Origin of the sequence: Pantoea sp. Cy-640 (genome assembly GCF_011752635.1) — a bacterium.
GTDB classification, from domain to species: domain Bacteria; phylum Pseudomonadota; class Gammaproteobacteria; order Enterobacterales; family Enterobacteriaceae; genus Pantoea; species Pantoea dispersa.
On the sequence record NZ_VWXB01000009.1, the window covers coordinates 168,787 to 181,670 of the forward strand.

Below are 12,884 nucleotides of genomic sequence, written 5' to 3' on the forward strand. Positions count from 1 at the left end.
TAATAATATCATATTAATCCTTAAATAATACAGACATGAGTTTGTTGAGTTCATCCTTTGCCGGACGCTCGTGTGCTTTCAGCTTGAGCTCGACAACAGAACGGCCGCAGCCGGCCGCGTTGGCAAACGCTTTGCGCGTGTAGAGGATTTGGTCCATAACGGGAACCTCATCCGCATATTCGGACATGGCCGCCACCATCTCCTGATTGTCCTTGCTGCGTGGATTAACGTCCGCGCGGTTCAGAATAGAAAACGCCGGGAAAGGTTCACGTATGCTGCGTGCCTCCTGCAGCATCTTCACGACGTCTTCCATCGCCCAGGCTTCAAAGCTTCCGGGCACAAACGGGATTAGTACAAAATCGGTGAGCGTCAGGGCGGCCCTCATTGCGGTCGAGTCACGGCCGCCACACTCAATAATGACGTCATCATAATTGTCTTTCTGCTGCAGGACCTGCGTTCTGAGTACGGGACCGTCAGGGTAATGTGAGCAGGCGATGCCGGGCTGCACATCGGCCTCCGAGCGGATCAGTATGGCCATCTGGGATGAGCCCTGTTTGTCACCGTCAACCAACCAGACCTTTTTTCCCTGCTGTGCCCGGGCTGCGGCAATGTTGACAGCCAGTGTCGATTTCCCCACACCACCTTTGGTATTCACGATTGTCAGAATCATATCAGCAACACCTCATTTTAATATTAATACAATAGTAATCTGGATTCCTTTACCTGATGGCGATTGTAGTAGAGATGAATCCATAAAACAATCACAACGATATCACAACAACCCTATTTTAATATTAAAATAGTATTATAAAACTATGAGCCACTCATTCTTAATTGTCAGGGAGGGGAGGGTGCTACAGAAAAAGCCCGTGCGGCCGATAATTTGAAAAGTTACCTTACCGCCGCGCTGATGCATGGAGTGTGGCAGTAACTGGCGGATGGCTGTAAGCCGTTTAGCTAAAAATAAATCTCACGAAGATAAGGAAATTTTCATGAAGAATCCCCAGTACAACTACGACAATGTATACGGCTTCATACGCTATTTTTATATTTCTGCGTTGCCCGGGTTTGCTCCTTGCGAACCACATGAAATCATGAACGCACATCTCCAGTCCTCGGGTTCCACGCTGAGGATGGCGAAGCCGAATATGTCACAGATTGCAACCAACGAGCACAGGTCAGAAATCGAAGTTTTTCTGCTCAACAGTGACAAACGAAGACTGCTTTACGATGACATAAAAGAAATGACATCCTGGATGACGAAACAGGGTTATCTGGAATTCAAGGTGGATGGATCAGGTACTTATTGCGCAAGGGATTTGCTTGTCAGAACGCCCAGCCTGAACTTCGAGCTTAGACGTTAAGCGGCTACCGGTGCTGAAGCTGCAGCCTTCAGCAGTCCCCTTCAGTATCCATGGTGAAACGTATTTCCTGCCGGCAGGCGAGCGGATATCACTCGCCGCCACCGGGCATAACCAGTAAGCGCGCATCCTCCGGCGTCATTGAGAACCGCACGCCGAGCTGGCGTGTGACGTCCAGCGCCATCACCTGCGTGTACCACTCCGTCGACTTCTCATCCTTATGCCCCATCATCGCCTGAATGACCTTCTTCGGCACGCCGTGCTGTACCAGGTGCATCGCAAACGAATCCCGGAACGTTTTCGTGGTGATGGGTCGTATGGTGAAGGTGACGCCGTCACGCTCGGCAGCATGCACTGCTCTGCGGATCCAGGTGCGAACGGTATCGGGACTGTCAATCTTCCAGATGCGCTCTCCCTTCCTGAGCCGCACGGTGGCGAGATATTCGCGAAGCCGGCGCACGTAGCCCGGATCGGTCAGCGGCACGGCGCGGGGCGGGTTGGCTTCTGCCTCGCGCAGCGCCGCCTGTTCTTCCCGCGTCGGCCGGCCGCGCCCGCGCTGCTTCTGCTTTTCTTCGTCCCGTCGCTGCTTCAGGGTGTGCAGCACCGCAAAGGGCGCATCAAGAGCGCGACCGTCCGGGCCGTCCAGAACGAAATCCTCCGGCGTCAGCGGCAGCACCTCATTCAGCCGGCCGCCGGTGTTCCAGAACGTTTCGATCAGCAGTCGCTTCCGCTGGTCCCGCTCGGCGTCGAGCAGCAGCGCCACCTCGGGCGCCAGCAGGTAGCGGGGCATGGCGGTGCCGTAGTGCGCAGCCAGGTTGCGCAGCGCCAGCGCCGAGGCATAGTCAAAGTAGCGCGTCGCGCTTGCGCCGGCCACGTTATGCGCGCCGGCGTCGCTGCGTGAATTCTGCGTCAGTTCGCGGGGCAAACCTCTCAATTTTTCATTCTCCGCTTTCAGAGGGCGTGGAACGTATTTTCGCGTATCTGTCCAGAAAAACCGACCGCAATAAATCGGTGATCGGGTAAGGACAAATCGGTCTTTTTTCCGATATAGGGAATATAACCTGGTGCGCACTCACGCGCACGCGGTGCCGCCCGGAAGACATGCACGGTTTTGTTAACACTATCCCCCTGACGCTATTGGTTTTTTATCTTACCGGTGGCCGAAAAGGCGGGGGGAGGGCGTACCAGGCACTCTTTGCTGGATGCCTGGTAGCGACGTCAAAAGAGATAAACGCCTCATTGTGTTTGCAGATGTCGAAAAGTCATGAACTTAACAGGTTACTCCCTCATCACATCAGAGCGGGCTTGACGGAATAAGCTATAGATTATATTCTTAACACCTATAAGCTGTAACTTATAAGGCGTAATATGTGGACAGTACTCTTTGGGGATCTCTTTGACGCCTGGCTGGATGAACAGGAAGACGGCCTGCAGGAAAAGGTTCTTGCCGACCTGATTAATTTAAGGACGTACGGTCCGGCTTTGTCCCGGCCTTATGCCGACACCGTCAAGGGTTCCCGTCATAAGAACATGAAAGAACTCCGCGTACAGTATGGTGGTACACCGGTCAGAGCATTCTTTGCATTTGATCCGGCCCGGAGGGCCATCGTGCTTTGTGCCGGTGACAAAAGTAACGACAAGAAATTTTACGAGCGCATGATTCGTATCGCCGATGATGAGTTCACTGCGCACCTGAACACAATGGAGGGGAAAAATGAGAACGCTGGATGAAGTAATTGCTGCACGCTCTCCGGAGAGTCGGGCCCGTATCCGTGATATCGCTGACGAGATGATCCTTGAAACCGGATTACAGATGATGCGGGAGGAGTTGCAGCTGTCGCAGAAAAACGTAGCAGAGGCCATGGGCATCAGCCAGCCTGCCATTACACAGCTGGAGCAGCGTGGAAACGATCTCAAGGTTGCTACGCTCAAGCGCTACATTGAGGCCATGGGAGGTAAACTCAGTCTTGATGTCGAGCTGCCAACAGGAAAGCGCATAGCCTTTCACATCTGATACGCACGCTCACAGTCTGGCCTGAGTTCCGGGCCAGACGAACACGCCGCAAAGCACTATCAAAACGCAATCAAAGTAATATTAATACACCAGTAAATATACATCATAATGCTATTTCTTTGAGGGGAAAGCAGGCATGCAATGCCCCTCATGATCGCCTGACGCTTCCCACTGCCACCAACTGCCAGCACCGTATTCACGGTCGTATATAGCTGTTTTGATCCGCTTACGCTGTAGGTACTCCGGTGTGTTCATGCCGAAAACTTCCATGGGTAGCGCTTCCTTTCCCGGCACATCGGTCAGCACGAAGTCCGGAAACACGTCCTCTTCACCGTCGTAGCGCAGCGGCTTGATGAACGCGCGCTTTTCCTCCCACAGGCGCGCCTCAACCATGCCCTCATAGCGGGAATCCAGCGGAATATAGCGCGGGCTGACGGTCATCAGCGCAGCGTCGATAACCCTGCAGCTGCTGCGCGGCACGTTACGGCCATCTTTGCGTATAAAGGCGGTCTCCGGCGGCTCGGTTTCACAGATGAGCATCGTCCGGGCGCCGCGTCGCCAGTCTCCGAGCTCCCGCGAAAAGCTTCGTGTCAGACGGGCCCTGACGTCTTCCGGCAGCTGCAGCGCCGGAAAACCGGCAAACAGCCCCAGCGGCAGCGTATGCTGCAGCCGCTCATCGGCCGCGTCGCTCCAGGCGGCCAGCTGCGAGATCAGGATGAGGCGACGTGCGCCCCTGCCGGCGTCCTTCGCAATCTGGCGGTTCTGCGCGACCTGCGGCGAATCCTTCATGGCCATCAGCATCAGCGACTGCTGCAGCGGGATCCGGCCGATGCGGATGCGCGCGGCAGTCTCATTCAGGCGCCAGCTCACCCAGCCCGGCGAGCGTTTCTTTTTATCGAATGCAGGATGCCAGACGTTGATGCCGGACTGCTCCCAGAGCAAGTGCAGCAGCCCCAGCAGGCGCATCGAGGGCTGCCGGCGCCGCTTAACGGGTCCGGCGCTGGCCGGGGGAGCCTCCGGTTTTTTTTCCTGGATATCTTTCTTCTGCAGGCCGGTGGGAAGGCGTATGACAATATTCCCGTCCGGTGCCGCCTTTACGACGTCGGGTGCATAAATAGCGGCCTGCCTTTCATCAGACCAGACGGAATAAAAGCGGCAGTCCGGCGCGTGCTCATGGCCGGAAAATGGCCATGACGCGAGCCAGCACTGATCGGTTTTCTGTGACAGATGCACTTTCAGGCGCCGGCGCTGCGCGTCTTCCTCCGGGGGATGGCACAGGCAGGTGACCACCGTGGTGGCCTTGTTGTCACGCGCGTGCTTCAGCCAGCGCTGCCACTGCTCCGGCTCAGCGCTGCGGAAATCCGCACCGCATTCACGCGAGCCCCGCAGCCCGGTGAACCGGACCGGATACGTTTTCTTTGCCGCCATCATACCCCCCTTTCCGTAAAGAACGCTGAATATGCGACCTGCGTGATTTTAATTCAGGCCGGCTGCCGGGCAGATTACCGGTGAGGATTCATTCCACAACCGGTTAAATTCAGCCTGATACTGGTGGGCAATATCAGGTTCGCCTTTAATCACCAGCGCGTTCTCCGCATTTCTTTTTTCAGCAGAAGACGTGTAATTAAATGAGCCGGTTTCCACCGCACTGCCGTCGGCCACAATAAACTTGTTGTGCATGATGCTATACATGCCGTTGAGGCGCACGTCCGCGCCAGCGCACGCGAGCTGGCTGACAAGAGACCAGCGGTCCCGGCTTTTCTTTTCATCGGCGACCAGCCGGACCTTAACGCCCCGCGCAACGGCCGCTGACAGCGCCTGCGCCACCGGCCGACTGGTGAAATCCCAGGCCGCCACGTCGGCGCTATGACACGCGCTGCCGGTGAACTGCAGTATCAGATCCAGCGCCGAGCCCCCGGGCGAAAACCCGGCCATTACGGAGCCCTCCGCGCCGTGAATAAAGGGAAGAGTCAGTAATGCCGTCATGATTAAAGCCTGTTTTTTCATTATCCTTCACCGCCATAAAATAATGTTAACAGATTTTACCACCTGACAGTTATTAATATAAACATGTTAATATGAATCCATTATAAATATAAAATCAGGGCTGAAGATATTCCGTAATCTGACGATAACAGTTACGTGTCAGGGAGCAGATAATATGAATACATTTCACGAATTAAATATCATGACGTCACGCGGCGATATCCACGGCGCCTTTTCGCTCATCCGCAGCCGGAGCGAAAACGTCGCCCGGAAAATCATGAAAAAAGCGGGCTACCCTGTGACGCCGCATACGGGGCGCGCGTTCTGGACGTGGGTGCAGGAGACCCTGATCCGGGCGGCCCGCGAGCGGCGCTGCGGCTACCGGGCGCGCGCTGAACGCCGGGCACCGGTGCGTCGCTGGCGTCAGCAGGCCGCGGAAGACTATGATGCTTATGCGCAGATGATGGCGTCAGACGCCGCGCCGCAGGCTGAGGCTGCCCCGGAGGGAAATATAGCGCCCCTCGATGCTGCTCCTGAAAAATGCGTCGCCGTCCGCGGCCGCGCAGAAGGCCTAGTACACCTTTGCCGGCACCGCGAGCCAGCGCCGGCACGCGCCGTTCCGGTACTCCAGTTCCAGCACGCCGGTGGTCGGATCGTAGCCCGCGCTGCGAAACAGCTGAGACGTCACTTTATGCCTGTTCATAGTGTGGTTCCTGTCAGGGCCATCGCTCACGTGGCCGCCGTCCGAAAAAGTGGGGTGCCGCCCGGCAGCTCCCCCGTTCAGGGAGTAAAATCAGACGATTTATTATTCAGATTACGTGTGTGTTGTTACCGATCGCCCGCCGTGAAACCTGAGCCGGCGCGGAGGTTCACTGTAGTCTGAGAAGTTCGCCAGCTTTCCGTCCTGCCTTCACTCTGCACTGAATCCGTCCGCGAGGAGAAGATGCTGATGTTCATCAGAACCTCCGGCCGCTCCACGGCGCCAGCCCGAACGCTGCAGCAGCTTATCCAGCGCAGCCAGGTCGCCGGTGATGCGCACAGGCAGGAGACTGCGCTGGCGTCCGCGTTCGTCAAAGCCGTTATCCAGCGCGCTGCGCCTGAGATAAACACCGGAAACGGAGGAGCTGAGCCGCAGCTGGCGGCGGCCACTCCATTCGTTTTCTGACAGCACCATATAAATCCAGCCGGTGAGCTTCACGGCGTGCAGGGCGTGCTGGAGCCGGAACAGGTCGTTCTGCGCCTGCAGGTGGCCGTTTCCGGCGCGCCAGAGATAGTCCAGCTTGCCGGGCAGGTCGGCGCGCAGGCCCTTCTCCCGCCCCTCCTTCAGCAGCCAGCTGATGTCGCTCGCCAGCGCCCGGGGAAAGCGACGCTGTTTTTCGGCGGTGGCCAGCCAGCGGGTCAGAAACAGGTTGTCCTGTGCGGGTGACGTCACGAGCCCGTCGAGTCGGGCGGTATGCAGCGCAATCAGGCCGCACCACGCCAGGTGACTGACGTTCAGGTTGTCGTTATTCATAAGCCGCGTCCTTCATGCCGGACCACATGAAAAAGTGGCCCTGAAATACGGCATTTTATGACATCATCAGGCCTGAGAAAACCCGGCGGAGCCGGCAGGAGGTTCAGCAGCACGGCCTGACTTTATCCGGCTGGCTCCACAGGTGTTCAGTCCCGCAAATCAGGGCGGGAGCAGGCGTAATGAGAGCGGTCCTGGTTGCAGGGACCGGATTGATTAGATGTAAGCATTAAGTGAGCACCGTATTGACGGCTATTTATTGGTGAGGTCTAAGTTCCATGGCAGAAGTTCTGCCACTTTGTTACTGGGCCACTCCGGCAGTACGCTCAGAATGTATCGGAGGTAGGCTCCCGGATCGATGCCATTGAGCCTGCACGTTCCGATAAGACCATACAGTAGAGCTCCACGCTCGCCACCGTGATCGCTGCCGAAGAAGATGTAGTTTTTCTTACCAAGGCAGACCGCTCGTAGCGCGCGCTCAGCAGCGTTATTATCCGCTTCTGCCAGACCATCATCGCTGTAGTAACACAGCGCATCCCACTGGTTCAGTGGTATAAGCGAACGCCTCACCCAACCGGGTTTTTTTTGACAGCGTCGTGCTTTTTTCCACCAACCACTCATGCAGGGATACCAGTTGCGGTTTGCTCCGGGACTGCCTGACTGCCAGCCGTTCTGCTTCCGGGTGACCACGTATTTCCTCTTCTATCGCGTACAGTCCACCGATGCGTTTCAGGGCTTCTTCTGCTGTCGATGCAAGTTGTGAGCGGGTGAGCGCGATTTTTCCATCGCGTACAACAGGCCAGATGAACTGGCCTTCTTCCAGACGTTTGGTAAACAGGCACAGGCCATCCGCATCAGCCCAGAGGATTTTCACGGTGTCCCCCCGGCGCCCGCGGAAGATGAACAGGTGGCCGGAGAACGGATTTTCACTGAGGACGTGCTGTACCTGCTCGCCAAGCCCGTTGAAGGACTTACGCATATCGGTGGTGCCGGCAACCAGCCAGATGCGGGTATCAGAGGGCAGCGATATCATGGCACCCGGCCTGTGAGTTGTCGGAGCAGCACGGCAAGCAGCTCAGGCGAAGGGTTGTCCAGCGTGATTTTACCATGATGGAACTCCACACAGCAGGAGGATGCGTTAAGCGAAGCATTCTGAATGGGCACGGCATGGGTATCTTCAGGGACGTCAGCAGCCAGTTCAACTGGCAACAGTAACGGACGTAAAGGAGGTGTTATTGTCGCCGGAAGGCGACGGGATATGCGGCCTTCCTTCTGCCACAGTCTTAACCATTTAAATACAAGATTGTGGTCGACGCTGTTTTCACGAGCGATCTTCGCGATGTTGGCATCAGGCAGAGAGGCCATTTGTACAATACGCAGTTTAAAGTCATTGGAATAGACCGTGCGTGATTCGGTTCGCCAGTCAGCGTTTTTTTCATCAACAGAACTCCTTCTAAATCAGACGGAGCTCTAACCTAATGCGTCCGGCACATTTAGAACAGGCGGCACTGACTTTACGCTTACCAGTAATGCGCTGCTGCTACCCGACATGAAATCAATGCTCTTATCCGGAAAGCCACCCATGACCCGTAAGCTGTCGCCGTGCATGAATCGAGACATAGTTATGCTCCTGTGTATGAAGGTGGCACCGGTCATGGTGCAGTGACCTCAACACAAACGGGCGACCAGCGGAGCAAGCAGGGGCGACACCGAAAGCCGCACGAGCCGCCGGAGCGGACTGAATGTCCCGAGCACGGCGGGTAAAGGGTGAGGTGGCGACGAAGTTTCTTTTGCTTGCGAGGCAGCCCGGCTAACCCGCCACCTCCGGTTCAGCCGCCATAGCAGGCCACGTTGTCAATAATCCAGTCCGGCCCGGTCACGTCACGGTAACCGTCTTAATCTTCCTCTTCGCTCCTCTCCAGCGAGTCACAGCGCTCCTCCTGCTGGACGCCGCCAGACTAGGTTGCCCGTCGGCAGTAGTCGCAGCCCGCGGCGACATACCAGTGTTTAACGATGACGCCGTAACGTCCCGTCAGCGCACACAGCACCCAGGGCGAGGGCGGCGACCTGGACGTATCGAAGTCGGCGTCATAGGGCCTGCTGTGTAGTACAGGAGGTTATCCGGCTTCTCGGGGAGATGACGGATAGCTTGAATACAGAGGGGTACCCCGGTCTGTTCCGGCTGGCGTGCAGAGCAAAAAAACCGCGCGTTGAAGCCCGTGAGCAACATTCACTCCATTGACTGGCCCGCTCCGTTCAGTCCCGCCGTTCGTCTGAGCACCAGTTGAACATCCGGGGGCAAAGCCAACTGGAAGAGGCAGGCAGACTCCACGCCTGTTCCTGGATGGCGTTTAATTTTATATAATGGTTAATATCGAAAAGTCCTGCGCCGTATAAGTGATTAACTGAGGGCCATGTTAAAACGTAAAGTAACTCCAGCAGAATGGACACCGGCAATATAATGACGTTCACAGCAGTCAGAACGGAAATATTTCACTGTCTGGGCGACTGGCACGCTATCGTGCTGGTATATCTGGCACACACCAGGGACACATATTCGTTTAAATTATGAATAATATTTCGGTGTGAATCAGAGGTGGTGACGGGCATCTTTCCTTCAGTCAGGACTCACTTCAAAATTAAAACGAAACCCTTAAAGATATCGCTAATTATCATTTGCTGGATACCCCGCGCGGTGAATACACTCCTGCCAGCTTAAGGCGCCCGAAGAGTTGTATAAGCATGATACGTTGCTATGGTGAACCTGATACGGGCAGATGGGTTCTGCCAGCCTTGTGAAAGTATTTCTACGTGCATGGTCTGATACAAGAACACCTGAAGCTAACGCACCCGAAATCCGTATAACACGAAAACATAATCAGATTACTTCCATAAACAGCCGCACATCAGTCACTTATATCAAACCACAAAGGTTCATTATATTTTACCTTATTTATCTATAGGTCATGACGACAGATGGAATTTAATTAATCCCATCCCATTTGCTATAATTAAGATGTGGTTAACATCATTCTCATTATTTAAGCGAGGTGTAAACGTGTTGTACAGCGAAGACATGACCGGTCACGCAGTTATTGGTGAAGCAGCTGTCAATCTTGCCGTGCGTGAACAGGAAATAACCGTTGACTCTCTCCTGACGGAGCTTAACGTTATGCTGAGAGCTGAGGAGCTCAGCAGTCGTATTGCCCGCATCAGTGCGGCAATAGCCTGGCTGCGTGATTTCCGCACCGTGGGCGCCCGCGGCGGCGCGGCTCAGAGCTGGATGCTCTCCGATGCTGGAGACCTCAGTGGCGGCGGCGAGGCGACCATTCGCCTGCAGGCTGATGAAGACGATGAGATGAGATAACTACTCTACTAGGGCGGGCGACGGGCGACCGCTCTGCTTTGTGCATTAAAAGCTCAGCTGGATGTTGAGTCAGACAGAGTAGCCCGGTTAACGAAGCGCTTTTCTGCCTCCCCTCCTATAATGATACTGACGCCAGGCCTGCGCTGCGGATGCAGTTCACCCGGCAACACAACAAAAATCGCGTCATTCTTTCCAGCGCCGTCATCCGCTCAGGTTGCTCCGGCAGGGACCTTCACAGCATGAAAAACACAAATTCCGTAACCGCCATTCGCGACCGCCTGCAGAACTGTGGTGAGGCGCTGGCGGCAGAGCGTGGCGAGCTTGAGGCGGCCATTAAGGCGATTCTGGCCCCGGGCGGCAAGCTGACCAACAAAACGCTCATCATGCACGTCATTCGCGAGCTTGAACGCGAGCAGGACGCGCAACGGCAGGCGGTGCTGCGCAACGTGCTGGAGCTGGTCGTGACCCACACGCCGGACGACGCCGGCGGCCAGGCTGTGTGAGGCTGGAGCCGGTTCAGGGCTACCCTTCAGTTCATTTTCTCCGCAAACAGCCGGATGGCCCGGCTGCAGGCCTCGCGCAGGGTAACATCGGCGCTGGACTCCTTCAGGCGCCAGAGCGTACCGATGAGCTCGTGCGGGTTCACTGATTCGCCCCTGCGCAGTATCTGCCTGATGGCCAGCCCGATGGCTTCGTGCATCAGGTCCTGTATCTCACGTTCGTTTTTCAGATGCGCTCCGCTTATTGGGGATATATACAGTGTATCGCTTTAAGCGGTGCGCATAAATACGTACGAAAAAAAACCGCCCGGAGGCGGTTAAATAAGGGGGATGGCACCCCGGTCGGGCGGGATATCTCTGTCGCCGCCCGGCACCTCGTCCTCATGACCGGGCTCGGGTATCCCGTCCGGTAGGGGCGTGGCGTCATCAGGCATCGGGTGTTCAGACATGCAGCGCTCCCGCGGGGCTACCTCCCGCCCTTCTGCTTCATGGTGTCGCTGTCCCTGGTGTCTTTTTTGTTGCCCGCGGGCAGCTTGCTGTGGTCGGCGTCTTTGCCATCCTTCACATTTTTATCGTTACGGTCAGCCATGGTTACCTCCGTCACCCGGTATCGGGTAACGTTAAGTTTAGGTCCGTGGCGGTATCTGACGTGAAGAATTCTCCGTTCTGTGACTTAAGCGTAAAAACGACCCATTACGGGGCCGGCAAAAGCGTGGAGTCCCCCGTCTCAGTCATGCTGTCATCTACGCACAGCCGGCAGATGGAGGCCCGTACACTCAGGCGCTGTGACGCAATCTGATACGCGTTCCGGTAACTGATGGCCGAGCCCAGAAACCGTCGCTCCGGGTGGTCTTCGAGGCATACGCACCCTTTCACGTGAAGCGGGTCCTGCTGCCCCATCCTGAGCAGATAATAAAAAACTGCCACATATCTCACCTCCTTCCCTGTTAAAGCAGCCACTGTATGCCTGGTTATATAACGGGCGGAATTAATTTCTTTCGCGATTTAAGCAGCACGCAGGGGTGACAATAAAACCAGTTCCTCACAACGGACGTTGACTGCCTTCAGTCCGATGTTGTACCGACATAATGATTTTCCGCCTGCATTGCCCACCCTCCCCCGCTTTTTCTGAATCTAACGCTGTCCGCTCCGTGCCTCGTTTACTGCCATATACTTGACTAATCAGGCGGGTACTTCACAGCCGGGGCACGCCGGTCACCCTCTTTTCCATCGCCTGCCGCAGCACACATTCAGCCAGGGGCCTTCACAGCATGAGAAATACGAATTCGGTCGCACACATTCAGGCCTGCCTGTCCGGTACCGGTAACCGGATTAAGTCAGAAAAAGAGACACTGGACGACATTATCCGCACCATCCTTGCAGAGGGAGTACCGGTCAGTAACAAAACCATAATCATGCAGATCATGAGACAAATTACGGATGAAACGGACGGGGGCAGGCAGGAAACGCTGCGCATACTTCTTCAGCTGGTCGTGGGATATACGCCAGACGATCCCGGCATCTGAAGGGGGACTTGCTGTCGGTCACGCACGGCCGGCAGAAGCAGCTTCCTTTCCTTTAAAACACTTACTGTATGCCTGAATACATCGCGGGGAAATGTCTGTGTCGGGTTAAGAACAGAACTATCGGAGGGTGTCGTCCCTGAAAGGTTCTCCGGCCGGTACACGCCTGAGCGCGACCGCTGAGGTCATCTTCATCGTCGTCTTCCGGCCAGAGCCGGACTACGTCCTTAGGCGTCAGTTCTTCTCGTCGTTCAGGCCCGCAAGGGTCTGCAGGTACGGCACGTGCCGGACGGCCTGCTCCGGCTCGTTGAAGCTCTTCAGCCAGCTTCTGGCTTCGGATATTTCAGTGAGCCGGTTATCGCTGCCGCCGGCCTCCGCCATGTGACCGAGCTCGGTAATAAGCGATTGCACGCTTATTTCCTTTTCGCCCAGCGCCAGGCTCAGTGCCGCTTCGCCAATAATGACATACCCTTTCCCGTCGTGTTGAATAGACAAATTTACTACCTCCGTTTTACGTTGATGACAGCCTCACGTCACACTGTAGACCCCGCAGACGAAAGCGCCCGGAGGATATTCTGAAAAACCCTTATTCCGTAATAATTTATTTCAATAATTATGGTGAG

15 protein-coding genes and 3 pseudogenes are annotated in these 12,884 nt (G+C 55.7%); 6 read left to right on the forward strand and 12 right to left on the reverse strand.

All coding sequences use genetic code 11. From position 1 onward, the window contains the following. Positions 1 to 13: 13 nt before the first annotated feature. Positions 14 to 670: an AAA family ATPase gene (locus F3J36_RS19985; protein WP_166720390.1), complete on the reverse strand. Its 657-nt coding sequence runs from the start codon at positions 668 to 670 to the stop codon at positions 14 to 16. Positions 671 to 992: 322 nt separating this feature from the next. Here F3J36_RS19985 and F3J36_RS19990 point away from each other — a divergent pair, with 322 nt between their 5' ends. Continuing rightward, positions 993 to 1,364: a hypothetical protein gene (locus F3J36_RS19990; RefSeq protein ID WP_166720391.1), complete on the forward strand. Its 372-nt coding sequence runs from the start codon at positions 993 to 995 to the stop codon at positions 1,362 to 1,364. An 88-nt stretch (positions 1,365 to 1,452) separates the two neighbouring features. On the opposite strand, the gene F3J36_RS19995 is transcribed toward F3J36_RS19990, so the two are convergent. Further along, positions 1,453 to 2,295, reverse strand: a complete 843-nt coding sequence (locus tag F3J36_RS19995) for a tyrosine-type recombinase/integrase (RefSeq protein WP_166720392.1) — start codon at positions 2,293 to 2,295, stop codon at positions 1,453 to 1,455. 434 nt (positions 2,296 to 2,729) lie between these two features. On the opposite strand from F3J36_RS19995, the gene F3J36_RS20000 reads away from it, so the two are divergent. Further along, positions 2,730 to 3,092: a type II toxin-antitoxin system RelE/ParE family toxin gene (locus F3J36_RS20000; RefSeq protein WP_166720393.1), complete on the forward strand. Its 363-nt coding sequence runs from the start codon at positions 2,730 to 2,732 to the stop codon at positions 3,090 to 3,092. Further along, positions 3,076 to 3,375, forward strand: a complete 300-nt coding sequence (locus F3J36_RS20005) for a helix-turn-helix domain-containing protein (protein ID WP_166720394.1) — start codon at positions 3,076 to 3,078, stop codon at positions 3,373 to 3,375. Before F3J36_RS20000 ends, F3J36_RS20005 begins: the two co-directional genes overlap by 17 nt. 111 nt (positions 3,376 to 3,486) lie before the next feature. Here the strand turns inward: F3J36_RS20005 and F3J36_RS20010 are convergent, their stop codons facing one another. The 7 genes and pseudogenes from F3J36_RS20010 to F3J36_RS20035 all read right to left on the reverse strand — a co-directional run bounded on the left by F3J36_RS20010 (position 3,487) and on the right by F3J36_RS20035 (position 8,251). After that, positions 3,487 to 4,806 (reverse strand): DUF1173 family protein, encoded by a 1,320-nt coding sequence (locus F3J36_RS20010; RefSeq protein ID WP_247653215.1) that lies wholly within the window; start codon positions 4,804 to 4,806, stop codon positions 3,487 to 3,489. Between the two features lie 45 nt (positions 4,807 to 4,851). After that, positions 4,852 to 5,361, reverse strand: coding sequence for a phospholipase D family protein (locus tag F3J36_RS20015; RefSeq protein ID WP_247653216.1), 510 nt, complete (start codon positions 5,359 to 5,361; stop codon positions 4,852 to 4,854). Positions 5,362 to 5,932: 571 nt separating this feature from the next. Further along, complete coding sequence (locus F3J36_RS24270) at positions 5,933 to 6,064, reverse strand: KTSC domain-containing protein (RefSeq protein ID WP_247653217.1); 132 nt, start codon at positions 6,062 to 6,064, stop codon at positions 5,933 to 5,935. Between the two features lie 207 nt (positions 6,065 to 6,271). Further along, positions 6,272 to 6,874, reverse strand: coding sequence for a DUF2913 family protein (locus F3J36_RS20025; protein ID WP_166720396.1), 603 nt, complete (start codon positions 6,872 to 6,874; stop codon positions 6,272 to 6,274). A gap of 249 nt (positions 6,875 to 7,123) precedes the next feature. Further along, positions 7,124 to 7,634, reverse strand: a pseudogene (locus tag F3J36_RS24100) (transposase); the annotation flags it as partial. Next, positions 7,623 to 7,904 (reverse strand): annotated as a pseudogene (tnpB, locus tag F3J36_RS24105) (IS66 family insertion sequence element accessory protein TnpB); the annotation flags it as partial. The pseudogenes tnpB and F3J36_RS24100, both read right to left, overlap by 12 nt. Beyond that, positions 7,885 to 8,251: pseudogene (locus F3J36_RS20035) on the reverse strand (IS66 family insertion sequence element accessory protein TnpB). The pseudogenes tnpB and F3J36_RS20035, both read right to left, overlap by 20 nt. A gap of 1,678 nt (positions 8,252 to 9,929) precedes the next feature. On the opposite strand from F3J36_RS20035, the gene F3J36_RS20045 reads away from it, so the two are divergent. Then, the gene (locus F3J36_RS20045; protein WP_166720398.1) at positions 9,930 to 10,238 is read left to right on the forward strand and encodes a hypothetical protein; all 309 of its coding nucleotides are present in this window, start codon (positions 9,930 to 9,932) and stop codon (positions 10,236 to 10,238) included. 239 nt (positions 10,239 to 10,477) lie between these two features. Further along, positions 10,478 to 10,741 (forward strand): biofilm development regulator YmgB/AriR family protein, encoded by a 264-nt coding sequence (locus F3J36_RS20050; protein ID WP_166720399.1) that lies wholly within the window; start codon positions 10,478 to 10,480, stop codon positions 10,739 to 10,741. A gap of 26 nt (positions 10,742 to 10,767) precedes the next feature. On the opposite strand, the gene F3J36_RS20055 is transcribed toward F3J36_RS20050, so the two are convergent. Together F3J36_RS20055 and F3J36_RS24335 are read right to left on the reverse strand one after the other, a co-directional pair. After that, positions 10,768 to 10,938, reverse strand: coding sequence for a hypothetical protein (locus tag F3J36_RS20055; protein WP_166720400.1), 171 nt, complete (start codon positions 10,936 to 10,938; stop codon positions 10,768 to 10,770). Between the two features lie 266 nt (positions 10,939 to 11,204). Further along, entirely contained in the window at positions 11,205 to 11,327 is a 123-nt protein-coding gene (locus F3J36_RS24335) for a hypothetical protein (RefSeq protein WP_256378242.1), read from the reverse strand. Positions 11,328 to 12,009: 682 nt separating this feature from the next. Between F3J36_RS24335 and F3J36_RS20060 the strand changes: the two genes are divergently transcribed. Next, a complete protein-coding gene (locus F3J36_RS20060) occupies positions 12,010 to 12,264 on the forward strand; it encodes a biofilm development regulator YmgB/AriR family protein (protein WP_166720401.1) in 255 nt (84 codons plus the stop codon). A gap of 231 nt (positions 12,265 to 12,495) precedes the next feature. Here the strand turns inward: F3J36_RS20060 and F3J36_RS20065 are convergent, their stop codons facing one another. Next, entirely contained in the window at positions 12,496 to 12,756 is a 261-nt protein-coding gene (locus F3J36_RS20065; RefSeq protein ID WP_166720402.1) for a hypothetical protein, read from the reverse strand. Positions 12,757 to 12,884: the final 128 nt, after the last annotated feature.

Coding starts and splice junctions, on each gene's coding strand:
- F3J36_RS19985 (WP_166720390.1), bottom strand. CDS start 670: ATGATTCTGACAATCGTGAATACCAAAGGTGGTGTGGGGAAATCGACA.
- F3J36_RS19990 (WP_166720391.1), top strand. CDS start 993: ATGAAGAATCCCCAGTACAACTACGACAATGTATACGGCTTCATACGC.
- F3J36_RS20000 (WP_166720393.1), top strand. CDS start 2,730: ATGTGGACAGTACTCTTTGGGGATCTCTTTGACGCCTGGCTGGATGAA.
- F3J36_RS20005 (WP_166720394.1), top strand. CDS start 3,076: ATGAGAACGCTGGATGAAGTAATTGCTGCACGCTCTCCGGAGAGTCGG.
- F3J36_RS20010 (WP_247653215.1), bottom strand. CDS start 4,806: ATGATGGCGGCAAAGAAAACGTATCCGGTCCGGTTCACCGGGCTGCGG.
- F3J36_RS20015 (WP_247653216.1), bottom strand. CDS start 5,361: ATGACGGCATTACTGACTCTTCCCTTTATTCACGGCGCGGAGGGCTCC.
- F3J36_RS24270 (WP_247653217.1), bottom strand. CDS start 6,064: ATGAACAGGCATAAAGTGACGTCTCAGCTGTTTCGCAGCGCGGGCTAC.
- F3J36_RS20025 (WP_166720396.1), bottom strand. CDS start 6,874: ATGAATAACGACAACCTGAACGTCAGTCACCTGGCGTGGTGCGGCCTG.
- F3J36_RS20050 (WP_166720399.1), top strand. CDS start 10,478: ATGAAAAACACAAATTCCGTAACCGCCATTCGCGACCGCCTGCAGAAC.
- F3J36_RS20055 (WP_166720400.1), bottom strand. CDS start 10,938: ATGCACGAAGCCATCGGGCTGGCCATCAGGCAGATACTGCGCAGGGGC.
- F3J36_RS24335 (WP_256378242.1), bottom strand. CDS start 11,327: ATGGCTGACCGTAACGATAAAAATGTGAAGGATGGCAAAGACGCCGAC.
- F3J36_RS20060 (WP_166720401.1), top strand. CDS start 12,010: ATGAGAAATACGAATTCGGTCGCACACATTCAGGCCTGCCTGTCCGGT.